The following is a 16,044-nucleotide window of genomic DNA, read 5'->3' as shown; positions in this document are numbered from 1 at the left end:
GGGTCGATGCGGGTCGATGGGGATCGATGCGGATGAAGTCGGAGGGCGCGCGGCGGTGGCGGTTCAGTCGACGCTGCTGGAGCTCTCGCGGACGATGAGCTCCACCGGCAGCGTCAGGTCCAGCGGGGTCTCGGCCGGCGTGCCGAGCAGCAGCTCCACGCCCTTGGCGCCGAGCGACTCCTTGTCCACGCGGACGGTGCTCAGCGGCGGATGCGCGACGGACGCGCCGCCGATGTCGTCGAAGCCGACGACGGCGATGTCTCCCGGCACGTTCAGGCCTTCGTTGAGGCAGCGGCGCATCGCCACCAGCGCGGCGCTGTCGTTGAAGCAGACGACCGCGTCGGGCCGCGGCCGGCGCGCCAGCAGCTGGCCCATCGCTGCGGCCACGCCGGCCTCGCCGTCGCCGAGCTGCGGCGCGATCACCTCCAGGTCGGGATCGGCGCGGACCTGCGCCTCGAACAGCGCCCGGCGGTAGCCGCGCGCGCGCTGCTCCAGGCTGTAGTGCGCCGGCGATCCGGAGATCAGCGCGATGGTGCGGCGGCCGCTGCGCAGCAGGTGGCTGGTGGCCAGGAAGCTGCCGTGCTGGTGGTCCGGGTTCACCGAGGTCATGCCGCGGCGGTGCAGGTCGACCAGCACCAGCGGCTTGCCGGTGCGCTGCAGGCTGTCGAGGATCTCGGGCTCGAAGTAACCGACGCACAGGAAGGCGTCGAGCTGGTGCAGCCGCATCTGCTCGACCACCGGCTGCGCCGGCCCCGCCACGATGAAGGACAGCGAAACGCCCTCGCGCCTGGCGGCCTGCTCCGCGCCTTGCAGCACCGCGGAAAAGAAGGGGCTGGAGGCCAGCGTGTTGTGCTGGCTGTGCAGCAGGAAACCGATCCGGCGGATCCGGTGCTTGCGCAACTGCGCGAAGTCGTAGCCCAGGCGCAGCGCGGTCTCGCGCACGACCTGGCGGGTGGACTCGGACAGGCCGGACTGGTTGCGCAGGCCGCGCGACACGGTGCCGATGGACAGGCCCGAGGCCTTGGCGATATCGCGGATGGTGACGGAGCTCATGGGTGGAGGCGATTCTTGGAAAGGCCCTGAGGCGGGTCAACGAAACCGCCCCAGTTTCCCAAGTGTTTAGCCGCGACGGCTAAACACGCTCGATCAGCCCCTCAGGTCGTCACCGCGTCACGCCATCGCCCGGCGCGGCCATCGCCGGGCCCCAGGGGCACCGAGCCCTGCGTCGCCGAGCCCCGCGTCGCTGAACCCCGCGGCCGCCGGCTCAGGCCTGCACCGGCTGCGCGTCCAGCGTGATCAGGTCGCGGCCGCCGTGCGCGGTGTTGACCTTGCCGCCCAGCGTGACCTTGCCGCCGCCGAGGAAGCGCTCGGCGAAGCCGGTCGGGCCCGCTTCCTTGTCGTCGATCTTGTTGGGCGAGGCCCGCACCTCGCCGCCCACGGACGATTCCTTGGACCGCTGGTTGGTCTCGTTGACGAACAGCCGGAACGGCTGCCAGTTCGCTTCCTGGCCCACCTGCGCGGCGATCTGCTCCTTCAGGTGCTGGATCTGCTCGGCCGCGCCCGGGTCGGGCGGCGTGCCCGCCGGCTGCTGGCGTTGCAGCACGGCCATCCGTTCCATGCAGGCGTTGATCGTGTCGGCCGCGTCCTGCGTCAGGCACTTGCGTTCGATGAACAGGCGGTTGTTGCCCGGCGGCAGGTCGGCCATCTGCTGCAGGAAGCCGTCCAGCACGCGGTCGCCGTCGCGCAGCCGGCCGTCGGTGGTGCGCTCGCCCAGGCGCGGCTCCCACTGCGCCCGCTGGCCGTTGACCAGCTTGACGAAGTCCTCCTCGACCGCGAACTCGCGGTGCTTGTAGGAGATGTTGGGCTTGACCTTGCCGTCCTCGGTGGTGATGCGCACGAAGCCGTTCTTGGCCTGGATCACCAGCTCGGTCTCGACGCCGACCTTGTGCCGCGCGAACAGCCCGATGTCCGGGTTGGCCGGGTTCTTGATCGTCGGATGCGAGATGCCGGCGCTGGCCGCCATGCCGATCGAGGTCCGCGAGCCGCTGCCCGCCTGCACCGTCTGCGTCGCGCCGGCGGTGTCCTTGGCCTTGTTGCGATTGAGGAAGGTGTGCTTGATGCCGGCGCCGCCGGTGACCGAGAAGCTGGTGCCGGCGCCCATCTTGGCCGCGACCGTGCCGTCCACGCCGACGCTGCCGGTGATCTGGTGCGACTGGCCGGTGTTCCAGCCGAAGGAGATGTCGCGGAAGTCGCCGACCTTCCCGACCATCTGCGTCCACATCTCGCCGCCGTTCATCGGACGGCTCCCGGGCGGCGCGGCGCCCGGCGCCGTGCCCTTGGGCGGCTTGGGCTGCGCGGCGATGTCGAAGACGCTGTTCACCGTCAGCTCGCTCATGCGCTTCCAACTGTCCACGGGCGCGGTCAGGCGCGCCTTCTGCGCGTCGTTCAGCGTCTCGTGCTCGGTGCCCTGCTTGTTGGTGCGCATCATCAGGCCCTGCGAGAACAGGTGGGAGCCGCCGATGCGCGCCATCGCCTGGCCGGTCAGGTTCACCACCGGCCCGGCCTCGGCGCCCAGGCGCACGCCGCCGCCCAGCATCTCGTTCACCTTGCGCTCGTTGCCCAGGAAGATCACGCCGGTGTTGGAGGCCACGCCGGCCTTGAGCACCGCGGTGCGGGTGTGGTCGACGTTGAACTCGCCCACCGGCGTGACGCCGGTCGTCAGCCCGCCCAGGCCCTCGAAGCGCGCGACGCCGTAGCCGAACATGCCGCCCACGCCGTTCTTGCGGCCGTCGCTGTAGTCGGTCATGTCGCCGCCGGCGACGACCTGGATCATCACCTGGCGCAGCAGGTCGCGCCGGTTCTCGGGCGTGGCCGCGTCGAAACGCCGCTGCAGGTCCTCGAAGGCGCTGTCCATCGACGCCTTGCCGCGCAGGATCTTCAGGTCGTCGCCCAGCGCGGTCATCTCCGCGCCGGTGTCCTTGGGCCCGGTCGAGCTGGCCAGCCGGCCCTCGCCCACCCAGCCCTGCAGCGTGTCGGGCAGCAGCGGTCGCGCCTGCTGCGCCTGGGACTCGGCCTGCACCGTCGCCGCGTGCAGCGGGGCGGCGTTGGGACCGCCCAGCTCGCGGTTGAGCGCCTCGGCGCGGGCGCGCACGCCGGCATCGGGGACGCGCGTGCCCTGCGACAGGTCGATCATCGGATCGGCGCCGCCCGGCACCTTCGCCGCCCACTGCTCCATCGCCGCCAGGCGCATCAGCGCGCGGGTGCGGTCGGCCTCGCCGAGCGTGGCGAAGTTGGCCGTCAGGTCGTTGCGCATCAGCCGCTGGCCGGTGGCCAGCGCGGTGGTCAGCCGCTTGGCGTGCTCGCCGGGCACCGTGCCCAGGTTGGATCCCAGCGGCCCCGACTGCATCAGCGTCTTCAGCGGCGTCTTGTCCTTGCCGAGCTTGCGCCGCGTGCCGGTGACCGTGCTGCGGATCGGATGCTTGAACGCGTCGCCCATGTTGGGCAAGGTCCCGGCCGGCGATGCGCAGGCCAGGTCGATGTACTTGCAGAACTTGTGCAGCCGCTTCGTCATCAAGTGGAATTCGGAGCCCTGGCCGCTTTCGGTGAAGCCGTTGCGCAAGGCGACGTAGGCCGGCTTGTATTGCGAGACGGCCGGGTCGGCGTGCGTCGCATGCGTCATGTTGGCCTTCGCATAGAGGAAGGCCTGGCTCGCGAGCGTCATCGGGTCTTCCGCCTGGCGGCGGCCGCCGCCGGCGCGCTTGGCGTTGCCGGTGCCCAGCCAATCGGCGTTGAGCAGCTGCGTGCCCTGCGCGCGGGCGCGGACTTCCGTCTCGATCTGGTCGGCCGACTGCGGCTGCGGCACGCGCAGGCCCTGCGCCAGCAGCGCGCTCTCCGCGCGCAGCGCGAGCTTGTAGTGCTCCACGCCATGCTCGGCGTGGCGCCGCGTCGCCCGGCTGGCGACGTCGGTGCCGGCCGGCGGCAACGTCAGGCCGTGCAGGTCCAGCAGCGCCTGCATGCCGCCGGAGGTCGAGGCCAGCGCGCGGCGCGCGGCATTGGCCAGCTGCTGGATGTTGGGACCGGTGCTGGGCGCCGTGTCGCCAGGATTGGCCGCCATCGGCGACGCGCCGCGGCCGGCCGCCGGCGTCAGCCCGTCGATCGCCGGGGCCGGGTCGTTCCAGAGGTGGTGATAGACCTGCGCGGCATCGGCCGGGTTCTCGGTGACCGAGCGCAGCACCGACGCGATCAGCAAGGCCTGCTCGTGGCGCAGCGGGTGGCCGTCGGGCCGGCCCGCGGGATCGGGATTGGGATGGCGCAGCAGCGCGTCGGCGAGCTGCGTGGCCGCCGGGGTCGCCTCCGGCGCGCCGGTCGCGCCCGCGGCCGGCGTGAACAGCCGGCCCACCTCCGACGTGAAGGCCACGGCGGTGCCGAATTCCGCCGGCGCCTGCGCGGCCTGGCCGGCGCTGCCCTTGCCGCCCGCCAACAGCTTGGACGCGCCGTCCGCGGCGACGTCGACCTTCTTGTCGACCGACTTCAGCTGCCCCGGGCTGGTCGCCGTCGTCAGCGTCTTGGCCGGCGTCTGCCCGTCGTGGAAACGCGTCGGCGCGGTGCCGCTGGAGGACGCGCTGAACGGTCCGACGGTGACGTCGTACTTGGCCGGCGTCATGCGGTTCTGCAGCGCGTGCAGCGGCTTCTTCATCGCGCTCACCGGTCCCTGCGCCGGATTGTTCTCCGGCGCCGGACGCGGCGTGTAGAGCGCGTTGCTCAGCGCGGTCAGTTCGTGATCGATGCGACCGGCGGCCGCGTCGGCGGCGGGTTGCAGGTGGTCGCGCGCCACGATCGAGGCCGCCGCGGTGCGGTCCGCCGTCGCGGCCGCGGTCGCGCGCTGGTCGCGGGTGTTCGCCGCCGTCGCGACATGCGCGGTCTCCTGCGTCAGCTGTTGCGCCATCGGCTGGAGCTCGGCGTGGCCCTGGTCGGCGGCGGCCTGGGTGTCGAGGGCGGTCTGCTGCTTGGTGCGCAGTTCCGCGCGGGCCTCGTCGCGCGCGTCTCGAGCGACCTGCAGCGGATCCGGCCCCGGGGCGGCCGGCCGCGCTGGCGCCTGCGAGGTCGACGGCGCCGCGGCCTGCTGCTCCAGCCGCTGGACCTGCCGTTCGAGGTCGGCGATCCGCGTGCGCAGCGGCGAGTTCGTCGCGATCTCCGCATGCGCCTCGTTGTTCAGCCGGTCCAGTTCGGCGACCTGGCCGCGCTTGTCGTTGACCGCGCCGCGCGTGGTCTCGGCGGTCTTCGTCAACTCGGCCAGGTCGGCCGCGGCGCGTGCGACCGCCCGATGCGCGTCGCTGGCGGCGGCGGCATCGTTCAACGCCGTCCGGGCGGCGTTGGCATGAGCGGTCATCGGCGCCAGGTTGGCCGTCTGCACCGTCGTCAGCGCATCGCGCCGGCCCTGCATCTGCGCGCGCGCCTGGGTGACGGTCGTCTCCACCCCTTGCGCCGCGGTGTGCGCGGCGGTGGCGGTAGTCAGGTCGCCCCGCGCCGCGTCACGCTCCTCGCCGCGCGTCTGGATCAACCGGTCATGCGCGGTCAAGGCCTGCTCGGCCGTCGTGACATGCCCCTCCTGCGTCGCCAGGTCGGCCCGCGCGGTCCGCAACTGGTCGGCCAGCCGACGGCGCTGCGCCGCGGGATCGCCCGACGACGCGCCCGCGGCCGGCGGAGCGCCCAGGTCCGCCTCGAGGTCGATCACCCGCTCCCTCGCCGCCGCCAGCGCCGGCGCGGCGCGCGCGTCCAGCACCGCCTGATGCAGCGGTCCCCGGTCCGTCGTGGCCTGGTCGAGCGCACCCTGGCGACGGGTCACCTCCGCCTGTTGCTGCTGCACCCGGGTATGGGCATCGCCAACGGCCGTCCGCGCGGCCGCGATGTCGGCGTCCAGCGCCGTCAGCTTGTTGTCCACCTCGCGCAAGGCGTGATCGCCACGCTTCTGCAGCTGCTGCATCGACTGCTCGCGCGCGGTGTGCACCGCGGCGACAGGCGCCTGCTGGTCCACGCGCACCGGCACCGCCGCATGCGCGTTGTGCGCATCGGTCAGCGCGACGGCCACCGCCGCGGGCAACGCGGCAGCCCGCGGCCGCAAGGTGCCGCCCGCCGCATGGTTGCCGCTGTTCTGGCCCATCGGCAGCAAGGGAATCGCCGGCGTGTGATGCGTCGTGCCCGTCGTCCCCTGCGTGCCCGTGCCGGTGCCCGTCGTGAGCACGTTCGGATTCACCGGCGGCGGCGTCTGCGGGGTGTTGGAACGAAGGAACTTGAACATCGCCGGCTCTCCAGAAGCTGCAAGACTCGGCCGCCAACTCTGGACGACAGCGCCGTGACAGACCGACGTGATCCGAAGAGCGCATCACGAAGGCGAAGCGGGCTTCGGGAATCTCGGGGCTTGGAGCGGGGCGAACAGGTTGGAGGTCGTCGGGAAGCACCCTTCCCGCGGTAGGCCCGGCGCGGGCTCTTCACGACGCAGGGGGCGTCCCTCCGGGAACCCCCAGCATCATTCCGGCCCCACCCTCGCTCGCTGCCCAACAACGAGCGGACTGCGATTGAGGATCCGTCATCAGCGATCAGCGATCAGCGATCGGCGATTCGCCGTCAGCGCTCGGCGCCATGCTCCTGGCGCGCGGCACCGCCATCGCCGGTGCCATTGCCCGAGTCGCCCGACGGCGACAGGTCAAACCATCCGGCGGCGATGACCACGACCAGCGCCGCCACCGCGGCGAGCAGCGCACCCCAGCTCGCGATCCGCATGCGCGGCGAGCCGCCGACCCGCGGCGCCGCATCGGGACGCACGCCCTCGATGCGCGCCGCGCCGCGGCGCGGCTGGACGCGGGATTCCGGCCCGACGACGCGGCCGGGCTCGTCGGCGCCTTGCACTTCCTGCGACCAGACGTCGTCCTCCGGCGCGGAGGCGCGTCGCGAAGTCGACCCGGCACGACGCACCGCGCCGCCCGGCGGCTGGCGCTGGGTCGACCGGGTCCCGCCGCCACCGCCGACCGCGCGCGTCGCGGTCTTGCCGGCGCCCTCATGAGTCGACGAGGTCGCGGTGGCGCCGCTCGACCCGCCCTCGCCCCGGCCCTCGCCCGTGACGCGCTCTTCCTCGTCGTCCAGCAGCTGCCGGGTGACGGCCCCCATCAGGCGGCTGGCGGAGGCGCTGCGCCGGCCGCCGGCGTCGTCGCGACGGCGCGTCGAGGCATCGCCGAGGATCGACGGGCCCCGCGCCTCGTCCGCCGCGCCCAGCGGCGATCCGCCGTGCGCGCTCGATGCGCTCGGTCCCGTCGCGACGGGCCGCGCGGGCAGTCGGGGCGGATCGGCGCGCATGACCGGTCGCGTCCGCCGTCAGTCCGCCCCGAGCACCAGCGACCTCGGCGGCTCGATGGCCGCGGCCGCCGTGGCGACGGCCGCCGCGGTAGACATCGCCACCGCGATCGAGGGGCGCTCGATCTGGCCTGCCTGGCCGGAGGTCGCGCTGGGCGTCTCGCCGAATTGCTGGCGGTAGTTGTGCGCCAGCGTCGAGCGGTTGGCCAGGCCCCAGCGCGCGGCCACCGCCAGCACGCTGTCGCGGCCGGCCATCTGCTGGAGCTCAGTGCGGATGCAGGCCATGCGCAGCTTGCGGATCACCTCCGCCGGCGTCAGCCCGAGGTGCGAGCGGAACGCCATCTGCAGCGCCCGCTCGGTGACGTCGATCTCGGCGGCGATGCGCCGCACCGACAGCGTGCGGTCGTGCAGGTGGTCCAGGATGTATTGGTAGGCGCGTCGGTAGCGCGGCGGCAGCCGCAGCTGGTCGGCGTCGGCCTGCTCGGCGCGCTCCTGCTGTTCCAGGAACCGGGAGTACGGCATCCGCGTCAGCTCGAAGCGCAGCCGCGCCAGCGAGAGTTGCGCGTGCTGGCGGTAGCAGCGCAGCGCGTCGGCATGCCGGCCGTTGACCGCATGCAGCTTGGATGCGCAGTACCGCAGTTCGATCGCGTGGCGGTGGTGCAGCTGCCGGCCGTCGTCGATCGCCAGCGGGCCGAGGATGTCATAGGCGGTGCGCGCCTGGCCGCGCTCGAGCAACGCCAGCGCCGCCTCGACGCGGGCGCGTTCCTCCAGCGGCGGCAGGCGCCGCTCGCGCTGCCAGCGCACGCCGTCGAAGAGGCCGTCGTGGCCGCCGCCGGACTGGCCCGCCTCGATGGTCATCAACGCGATCAGGAACTCGAGCCGCGCGACCGCCGCCGGCATCGCCGCCAGCGCGCTCGCCGACGCGCGCAGCGCGCCGACGGTCTCGCGTTCGCGCGCCGGTTCGACGGCGGGCACGTCGTCGAAGCGCCGCACCGCGCGGCACACGTCGATCTCCAGCCCGATCGCCGTCAGCAGCGCCCGCATCGCCGCCGGGGCCTGCGGCGAGGACGCCAGCGCCGCGGCGACCGCCAGCGTGCGCGTGGCGCGGCGGTGCTCGCCCATGGCCTGCATCGCCTGCGCCATGCCGGCCAGCGCGTCGACGCGCAGCGCCAGCGGTGCGTCCTCGGCATCGGCGACGACGTTGAAGGACTCGGCCGCGCGGCCCGGCTTGTTCAGGTGCAGGAACAGGAAGCCGCGGTCCATCGACGAGAACCAGCGCACCTGCGCCCGCGGCAGCGCCTCGTACAGGCGCAGCTGTTTCTGGAAGAGTTCCTCGGCCTGCTCGTCGCGGCCGGCCGCCAGCAGCGCCTGGCCCAGCACCTGGCCCAGCGCGGCGAGCCGCTGCGGATCGCCGGACGGCCCGCGGTCCAGCCGGCCCAGTCCCAGGCGCAAGGCCTCCTGCACATCGCCGCGCCGCAGCGCGTCGGCCACGTCCGCGTCCCTGTCCGATACCCGCAGGCTTCCCAGCGCAAGCAACAACATGTGAACTCCCTTCCTTCGCATTTCGATGCAGGCCGCCATGTCGCGACGGCAGCGAATGCTAGGCAGCGCCCCTGCGCGGCGGGCTCATGTCTTCACGATGAAATCCTCAACAATCCTCACGCCGCTCCGAGCGCGAGACCTGGACGCCCGGCGCGATTTCGCATCCGCGCAAACCGCTTCGCCCCATCCCCGTGTCCCCTGCGCGTGGCCGCCGACAGTGAGCCACGACCAGGAGGAGCCCACGTGTCGCTTGCCTTTTCACCGATCGAACCGCAGGTCCGGGCGCTGTCCGTCTCGCTCGCCGAATCGGCCGCCCGCCTGACCCCGCTGCCCATCGAGATGCGCCCCGCGGACATTGCCGACGCGGCGTCGATCGCGGCGATCTACAACGCGTCGCTGCGCACCCGGCCCTACCAGCCCGACGACACGGCCGAGGCCGTCGCCCCGCACTGGCTGGCCAGCGAGCTGGCCCGCACCCGGGAGATGACGGAGCCGCCCTCCCCGCACTACCTCGGCCCGATGAGCCTGCCGATGGCGCGGATGCAGGTCGTCGCCCACCTGCATCACCGGCGCCACCTGCTGGTGGCCGTGCATGACAGGGAGATCGTCGGCTGGCTGGGGTCGCTCGGCCTGCACGACCGGCCGGGGCTGTCCTCGCTGTTCGAGCTGGCCTACTACGTCGCGCCGCGCTGGCGCGGCCGCGGCGTCGGCGCGCAGATGGTCCGCCACGTGATCGGGCAGGCGCCCGGCTGGGGCGTGGACCGGCTGCTGGCGATGGTGTGGAGCGACAACGGGCCCAGCCTCACGGTGCTGCGCCATGCGGGCTTCGCGTCCTGGGGCGTGCTGCCCGGCGCGATCACCGCCTTCGGCAAGCGCCGCGACATGCTGATGCTGGGCCTGGTGCTGCCCGCGGCCGTCTCGTGAGCGCGCGCCATGGGTGAGAAGACCGAACAGCCCAGCCAGAAGAAGCTGGACGACGCGAAGAAGAAGGGCCAGTCGCCCAAGAGCCAGGACATCAACGCCGCGGCCGGGCTGCTGGTGGTGACGGTGTGCCTGAGCGCGGCGGCCGGCACCGCCTTCGGCCACCTGGAGCGGCTGTTCGCGCTGGCCAGCGGCCTGGGACTGCAGGCCCGCACCGACGAGGACATGCTCGCAATCGCCTACGACATGGCCATCGAGGGCCTGTGGATCGTGCTGCCCTTCGTGGTCGCGGCGATCTTCGTCGGCCTGGTCGCGTCGTTCGCGCAGGTCGGCTTCAACATCACCTTCGAGCCGCTGACGCCCAACTTCGACAAGGTCAATCCGGGCTCGGGGCTGAAGAAGCTGATCTCGCTGCGCTCGCTGATCGAGTTCGCGAAGACCGTGTTCAAGGCGATCCTGGTCGGCAGCGTGGTCGCGATGATCACGATGGGCCTGATCCCGCTGATGGTCGGCGCGGCCACGCAGACGCCCGCCGGCGTCGCCGCCGTGGCCTGGGCCGCGATGCTCAAGCTGTTCGTCGCCGCCGTGATCGCGCTGGTGGTGCTGGGGCCGGTGGACTTCGCGCTGCAGCGCTGGCTGTTCATCCGCGACCAGCGCATGGACAAGGACGAGCTCAAGCGCGAGTACAAGGAAATGGAAGGCGACCCGATGATGAAGGGCCAGCGCAAGCGGCTCGCCTTCGAGCTCGCCCACAGCAGCCCCAAGCAGACGGTGCCGAACGCGACCGTCGTCGTCACCAACCCGACCCACTACGCGGTGGCCCTGCGCTACCTGCCCGGCCAGACGCCGCTGCCGCTGATCGTGGCCAAGGGCGCGGACGCGCAGGCGATGGAGATCCGCCGCATCGCCGAGGCCGCCGGCGTGCCCATCGTCGGCGACCCGCCGCTGGCGCGCGCGCTGTTCAAGGTGCCGGTCGACGAGACCGTGCCCGAGGCGCTGTTCGAGGCCGTCGCCACCGTGCTGCGCTGGGTCGCGATGCTGGACCGCGTGACGCCGGCCGGCGGATCGCCCGCCGCCTCATCCGCCTCGCCGGCCTCGCCGCGCTGATCGCCTGACCGGAGTTCCCCATGGCGAAATCCCTGACCGACAAGAGCACCTGGGGCAACGACCTCGCGATGAGCTTCCTCGTGGTGGCGATCGTGGGGCTGATGATCCTGCCGCTGCCCACGGTGGCCATCGACAGCCTGCTGGCGGTGAACCTGGCGGTGAGCGTGCTGCTGCTGATGACCTCGCTGTTCATCCCGAACGCGGTGGCGCTGTCCTCGTTCCCGTCGCTGCTGCTGTTCACGACGCTGTTCCGGCTGTCGCTGAACATCGCGTCCACGAAGTCCATCCTGCTGCACGCCGACGCCGGCCACCTGATCGAGAGCTTCGGCGAGCTGGTCGTCGGCGGCAACCTGGTGGTGGGCATCGTGGTGTTCATCATCATCACGGTGGTGCAGTTCATCGTGATCTCCAAGGGCTCGGAGCGGGTGGCCGAGGTCGGCGCGCGCTTCACGCTGGACGCGATGCCCGGCAAGCAGATGAGCATCGACGCGGACCTGCGCGCCGGGCTGCTCAGCGGCGACGAGGCGCGCCGCAAGCGCGCGCTGCTGGGCATGGAAAGCCAGATGCACGGCGGCATGGACGGCGCGATGAAGTTCGTCAAGGGCGACGCGATCGCGGGCCTGATCATCACGCTGGTCAACATCCTGGCCGGCATCGTCGTGGGGATCATGTACCACGGCATGACCGCCGGCGAGGCCGCGAACCGCTTCGCGGTGCTGTCGATCGGCGACGCGATGGTGTCGCAGATCCCGTCGCTGTTCATCTGCGTGGCCGCCGGCGTGCTGATCACCCGCGTGGCCGACGAGCACCAGAAGAAACCCCGTTCGCTGGGCCAGGAGATCTTCGCGCAGATGACCGCCAACGTGCGGGCGATGTACCTGGCCGCGGGCCTGGTGATCGCCTTCGCGGCGGTGCCCGGTTTCCCGGCGCTGCAGTTCCTGGCGCTGGGCGTGGGCCTGGCGTTCGCGGGTCGCTACCTGTCCAGGCAGCGCAAGGCCGGCGAGGCCACCAGCCTGTCCGCGCCGATCGCCGCGCTGCAGCGCGAGGGCGCCAAGGGCGACGCGCCGTCGATCATGCAGGAGGCGCCCCACTTCTCACGGCCGCTGGCGGTGCGGATGTCGGCGTCGCTGGCCGCGCTGCTGCTGCCGCAGCAGCTGGACCAGGCGGTGGAGCGCGAACGGCTGCAGCTGCAGTCGATGCTGGGCGTGCCCTTCCCCGGCGTGTCGATGTGGGTCGAACCCACGCTGGAGGAACTGCGCTTCGAGGTGCTGATCAACGACGTGCCGGTGCGCCGCGTCGAGCTGCCCGGCCGGCTGCTGCTGGTGCCGGCCGCGCTCGCGGGCGAGCCCTGGGCCGCGTCGGCCGAGCAGCACGGGCCGGTGCTCGACCAGCCCGGATCGCTGTGGCTGCCCGCGGCGCAGGTGCCCGAGGCCGAGCGCGCGAAGTGCCTGGACATCGAGCAGGCGATGGCGCGGCAGGTGATGCTGCTGCTGCGGCGCAATGCCCACCTGTTCATGGGCGTGCAGGAGATCCAGTGGATCGTCGACAAGGCGACCGCGGACTACCCCGGCCTGGTGGCCGAGGTGCAGAAGATCCTGCCGGTGCAGCGGATCGCCGAGGTGATGCGGCGGCTGCTGGAGGAGCAGGTGCCGATCCGCAACGTGCGCACGATCTTCGAGAGCCTGATCACCTGGGGCCCGAAGGAGAAGGACATGCTGCTGCTGACCGAGTACGTGCGCGGCGACCTGGGGCGCTACCTGGCCTTCGAGGCCAGCGGCGGGCGCGAGTACGTGTCGGCGATCCTGCTGGACCCGGGCGTCGAGCAGGCGATCCGGCAGTGCATCAAGCCCACGCCGACCGGCAACTACCTGGCGATGGCGCCGGAGAGCGCCGCGGCCATCACCGAGAAGGTGCTGCGCATCGCGGGCGAGGCGCCCGAGGCCGGCGTCGCGGTGATCACGTCGATGGACATCCGCCGCTACGTGAAGAAGATCATCGAGTCGCGGCTCGAGGGCCTGCGGGTCTATTCCTACCAGGAGCTGGGCAACCAGGTCGAGCTGAGGCCGCTGGGCCGCGTGGCGGCGTGAGCGCGGCGGAGCGCCCATGACCGACGACGAGATCCGCCGGATCCGGCGCATCGTCGCCGGCGATCCGCAGCTGCCGCCGTTGCCGCCGCCGGTCGACCCGCGTCACGCGGAACGGTTCCAGCGCGCGCTGGGCGGCGTGCGACGCGGGCTCGCGCCGGTCGATGCGCTCGCGGCCGACACGCCATCGAGCACCGCCGCGCCGCCGCCTCCCGCACCTCCGTCGGCATCAGCATCAGCATCAGCATCGGCATCGGCATCGGCATCGGCATCGGCATCGACGTCCGCCAGCCCGCAGCACGCGTCGGCGCACCCGGGCGCGGCCGCGTCCGCGCCCTCCTCCCGGACGGGATCGAACGAAGCGCCCTCCTCGAGCGACGGTGCCGGACGGCGAGACGGCGGCGCGGCATCCGCGCGCCGCAAGGACGGCTCCCGCGCTCAGGACACGGGGCCGGCCGCCGGTCGCCGGCCGCTGGCGCCGATCGCCGGCGTGGCCGGCGCGGCAGCCCAGGAGACATCGAGCGCGGACGGCGAGGCGACGCTGCCTGAAGAGGCGGTCGTCGCGCCCCACCTGCCGATCCCGGCCGTCAACTGGACGCCGTTGCCCGAAGGCTGGGAGACCTCGATCGCCGACACCGTGGCCGCGCTGTGCCACGGCAGCGATCCCGCCTTCCACAGCTGGACGATCCAGGTGCCGCTGGACGCCGAGGCCCTGCCCCACACCGAGCTGCGGCTGACGTTTTCGCCTCACCACCTGCTGCTTCGCTTCAGCACGCAGTCCACGCGCTCGCTCGCCCTAGTGTCCGCGCACCAGTCGCAGTTGCGCGGGCTGCTGGCCCGCGCGCTGCCCGACCAGCGGCACATCGACATCGACATCACATGACCGGGCCGACCCTTTCCGAATCGATCGCCGCCGCGCCGCTGGCCGGCCGGCTGCCGACGATGGCGCCCGGCGACGCGGCGCTGTCGCGCCTGGCGCATGACGCGCGTTTCACCGCCTGGCTGCGATCGACGCTGGGGCACGCCACGGTCACCGTCGCGGCCGCGGCCGTTCGCCAGGAAGCGGATCAGGCGACGGACCAGGTGGCGAATCCGGCGGCGGACCCGGCCGCGGGCTCGGACCCGGACACGCCGATGCCGTGGCGGATCACCGTCGAGACCGCGCATGGCCGGTTCAGCCTTCGCCTGGACGCGGCGGCCTCGCCGGCCCTGCAGCTCGCGCTGGCGCATCGGCCCCGGGACACCGCCTGTGCCGTCGTCACGCTGCTGCTGGCGGGTTGGGCCGAGGCCTTCGCCTCCGCGCTGGGCCCGATGCGCGTGGTCGACATCGCCCCGGAGAACCACGGCGATGCGCGTCCGGTCGTGCTTGGCGGCTCGACGCCGGTGACGCTGCTGGACGCCGATGCCGGGCTGCTCGAGCGCCTCGCCGCCGTCATCGCCCGAGCCGGCATCGACCTGTCGCCGCTGGCGCGGCTGCCGTTGCGGCCGTCGATCCGCCTGTTCTCGCGCGCCCTGCCCCGCGGCGTGCTGCGCGCGCTGCAGCCGGGCGACGTCGTGCTCGCCGGCGAGCAGGCCCCGCTGCTGCGCTGCGGCGTGGGCCGCGCGTGGCGGGCCCGCCTTCACATCGATCCCCAGGAGTTCACCGTGCACCTTGCCGAGCCGCCCATGATTTCCGACGACCCGGCCGCGGCCGACGCGATGCCCGACGCCGCCGGTTCCGACGCGCCGCTGGCGGCCGCCGGCTCGCTCGACGAGCTGCAGCTGCCGGTGGCCTTCGAGCTCGACACCGCCCGCATCGGCCTGGCCGACCTGGCCAGCATGCAGCCGGGCTACGCGGTGGAGCTGGACGTGCCGCTGCGCGAGGCGACGGTGCGCCTGGTCTGCCACGGCCGGCTGCTGGGCCAGGGCCAGCTGATCGCCATCGGCGATCAGCTCGGCGTGCGCATCACCCGGCTGGAGTTCGCGCATGACGCCGCTGCAGCACGCTGATCCGGTCTCGCTGTTCCTGGTCCTGCTGGCGCTGGCGGCGTTGCCGTTCGCGGCGATGGTGGTGACCTCGTACACGAAGATCGCGATCGTGCTGGGCCTGCTGCGCAACGCGATCGGGGTGCAGCAGGTGCCGCCGAACATGGTGCTCAACGGCGTGGCGATCATCATCTCCTGCTACATCATGGCGCCGGTGTTCATCGACGCGGGCAAGAGCGTGAACCTGGGCGGTTCCAGCGGCGCGATGGGCACCGGCACGCAGACAATCATGCAGGCGGCGGACGCGGCGCGCGAGCCGTTCCGGCGCTTCCTGGACAAGCACGCGGAGGAACGCGAGAAGCAGTTCTTCCTGAAGTCCGCGGCCATCATCTGGCCCACCGAGCAGGCCGCGGCGCTGAAGAAGGACGACCTGATCGTGCTGGCGCCGGCCTTCCTGCTGAGCGAGCTGACGGCGGCCTTCCGCATCGGCTTCCTGCTGTACCTGGCCTTCATCGTGATCGACATCGTCATCGCCAACGTGCTGCTGGCGATGGGCCTGTCGCAGGTGACGCCGAGCAACGTCGCCATCCCGTTCAAGCTGCTGCTGTTCGTCACGCTGGACGGCTGGTCGCGGCTGGTGCACGGGCTGGTGCTGACCTACCGCTGAGCCGCCGACGGACGCGGCGAGGAGACGATCTGATGACCTACGACGTGGTGGTGCAGCTGACCTCCGAGGCGCTGATGATGTGCGTGCTGCTGTCGCTGCCGGCGGTGGCGGTGTCGGCGGTGATCGGGCTGCTGGTGTCGTTCTTCCAGGCGATCACGTCGCTGCAGGACTCGAGCATCTCGCAGGGCATCAAGCTGCTGGCGGTGACCGGCGTGGTGGTGGTGACGGCGCCGTGGGCCGGCTCGACGCTGATGAAGTTCAGCGAGAACCTGTTCGCCGCCGTGTTCCAGAAATGAAGCTCGGACAAGCGCGGCACAACGCCGAGGCCCAGCAGGCGCGCGAGGCGCAGGAAGCGGCCAAGGCGCGCGACGGCGGCTCGTCCGGCGCCGGCCAGTCCGGTTATGCCGGCGG

11 protein-coding genes are annotated in these 16,044 nt (G+C 72.4%); 7 read left to right on the top strand and 4 right to left on the bottom strand.

The annotated features are described in order from the left end of the window. Window positions 1-63: 63 nt before the first annotated feature. The 4 genes from N5D62_RS16070 to N5D62_RS16055 all read right to left on the bottom strand — a co-directional run bounded on the left by N5D62_RS16070 (window position 64) and on the right by N5D62_RS16055 (window position 8,889). A complete protein-coding gene (locus N5D62_RS16070) occupies window positions 64-1,053 on the bottom strand; it encodes a LacI family DNA-binding transcriptional regulator (RefSeq protein WP_279758860.1) in 990 nt (329 codons plus the stop codon). A gap of 211 nt (window positions 1,054-1,264) precedes the next feature. Then, window positions 1,265-6,298, bottom strand: coding sequence for a hypothetical protein (locus N5D62_RS16065; protein WP_279758859.1), 5,034 nt, complete (start codon window positions 6,296-6,298; stop codon window positions 1,265-1,267). A 326-nt stretch (window positions 6,299-6,624) separates the two neighbouring features. Then, window positions 6,625-7,350, bottom strand: coding sequence for a hypothetical protein (locus N5D62_RS16060; RefSeq protein ID WP_279758858.1), 726 nt, complete (start codon window positions 7,348-7,350; stop codon window positions 6,625-6,627). Between the two features lie 18 nt (window positions 7,351-7,368). Further along, window positions 7,369-8,889, bottom strand: coding sequence for a helix-turn-helix transcriptional regulator (locus tag N5D62_RS16055; protein ID WP_279758857.1), 1,521 nt, complete (start codon window positions 8,887-8,889; stop codon window positions 7,369-7,371). A gap of 243 nt (window positions 8,890-9,132) precedes the next feature. On the opposite strand from N5D62_RS16055, the gene N5D62_RS16050 reads away from it, so the two are divergent. Genes N5D62_RS16050 through sctS form a run of 7 tightly spaced genes read left to right on the top strand, consistent with a single transcriptional unit; the run spans window position 9,133 to window position 15,929 of the window. After that, window positions 9,133-9,813: a GNAT family N-acetyltransferase gene (locus tag N5D62_RS16050; protein ID WP_279758856.1), complete on the top strand. Its 681-nt coding sequence runs from the start codon at window positions 9,133-9,135 to the stop codon at window positions 9,811-9,813. A 9-nt stretch (window positions 9,814-9,822) separates the two neighbouring features. After that, window positions 9,823-10,917 carry a type III secretion system export apparatus subunit SctU gene (gene sctU, locus N5D62_RS16045; protein WP_279758855.1) on the top strand — a complete coding sequence of 365 codons (1,095 nt, stop codon included), beginning with the start codon at window positions 9,823-9,825 and terminating at the stop codon, window positions 10,915-10,917. A gap of 20 nt (window positions 10,918-10,937) precedes the next feature. Beyond that, window positions 10,938-13,004 (top strand): type III secretion system export apparatus subunit SctV, encoded by a 2,067-nt coding sequence (sctV, locus tag N5D62_RS16040; RefSeq protein ID WP_279758854.1) that lies wholly within the window; start codon window positions 10,938-10,940, stop codon window positions 13,002-13,004. 16 nt (window positions 13,005-13,020) lie between these two features. Continuing rightward, the gene (locus N5D62_RS16035) at window positions 13,021-13,884 is read left to right on the top strand and encodes a type III secretion HpaP family protein (RefSeq protein ID WP_279758853.1); all 864 of its coding nucleotides are present in this window, start codon (window positions 13,021-13,023) and stop codon (window positions 13,882-13,884) included. Continuing rightward, a complete protein-coding gene (locus N5D62_RS16030; RefSeq protein WP_279758852.1) occupies window positions 13,881-14,990 on the top strand; it encodes a FliM/FliN family flagellar motor switch protein in 1,110 nt (369 codons plus the stop codon). The genes N5D62_RS16035 and N5D62_RS16030 overlap by 4 nt, the downstream gene beginning before the upstream one ends. After that, window positions 14,968-15,633 carry a type III secretion system export apparatus subunit SctR gene (gene sctR, locus N5D62_RS16025; RefSeq protein ID WP_279758851.1) on the top strand — a complete coding sequence of 222 codons (666 nt, stop codon included), beginning with the start codon at window positions 14,968-14,970 and terminating at the stop codon, window positions 15,631-15,633. The genes N5D62_RS16030 and sctR overlap by 23 nt, the downstream gene beginning before the upstream one ends. Window positions 15,634-15,665: 32 nt before the next feature. After that, window positions 15,666-15,929 (top strand): type III secretion system export apparatus subunit SctS, encoded by a 264-nt coding sequence (gene sctS / locus N5D62_RS16020; RefSeq protein WP_279758850.1) that lies wholly within the window; start codon window positions 15,666-15,668, stop codon window positions 15,927-15,929. Window positions 15,930-16,044: the final 115 nt, after the last annotated feature.

The organism is Mitsuaria sp. GD03876 (assembly GCF_029840635.1).
In the GTDB taxonomy this organism is placed as follows: domain Bacteria; phylum Pseudomonadota; class Gammaproteobacteria; order Burkholderiales; family Burkholderiaceae_C; genus Roseateles.
The sequence above is the reverse complement of the archived record's forward strand: the minus strand, read 5'-3'. Positions and strand labels throughout refer to the sequence as shown.

Coding starts and splice junctions, on each gene's coding strand:
- N5D62_RS16070 (WP_279758860.1), bottom strand. CDS start 1,053: ATGAGCTCCGTCACCATCCGCGATATCGCCAAGGCCTCGGGCCTGTCC.
- N5D62_RS16065 (WP_279758859.1), bottom strand. CDS start 6,298: ATGTTCAAGTTCCTTCGTTCCAACACCCCGCAGACGCCGCCGCCGGTG.
- N5D62_RS16060 (WP_279758858.1), bottom strand. CDS start 7,350: ATGCGCGCCGATCCGCCCCGACTGCCCGCGCGGCCCGTCGCGACGGGA.
- N5D62_RS16055 (WP_279758857.1), bottom strand. CDS start 8,889: ATGTTGTTGCTTGCGCTGGGAAGCCTGCGGGTATCGGACAGGGACGCG.
- sctU (WP_279758855.1), top strand. CDS start 9,823: ATGGGTGAGAAGACCGAACAGCCCAGCCAGAAGAAGCTGGACGACGCG.
- sctV (WP_279758854.1), top strand. CDS start 10,938: ATGGCGAAATCCCTGACCGACAAGAGCACCTGGGGCAACGACCTCGCG.
- N5D62_RS16035 (WP_279758853.1), top strand. CDS start 13,021: ATGACCGACGACGAGATCCGCCGGATCCGGCGCATCGTCGCCGGCGAT.
- N5D62_RS16030 (WP_279758852.1), top strand. CDS start 13,881: ATGACCGGGCCGACCCTTTCCGAATCGATCGCCGCCGCGCCGCTGGCC.
- sctR (WP_279758851.1), top strand. CDS start 14,968: ATGACGCCGCTGCAGCACGCTGATCCGGTCTCGCTGTTCCTGGTCCTG.
- sctS (WP_279758850.1), top strand. CDS start 15,666: ATGACCTACGACGTGGTGGTGCAGCTGACCTCCGAGGCGCTGATGATG.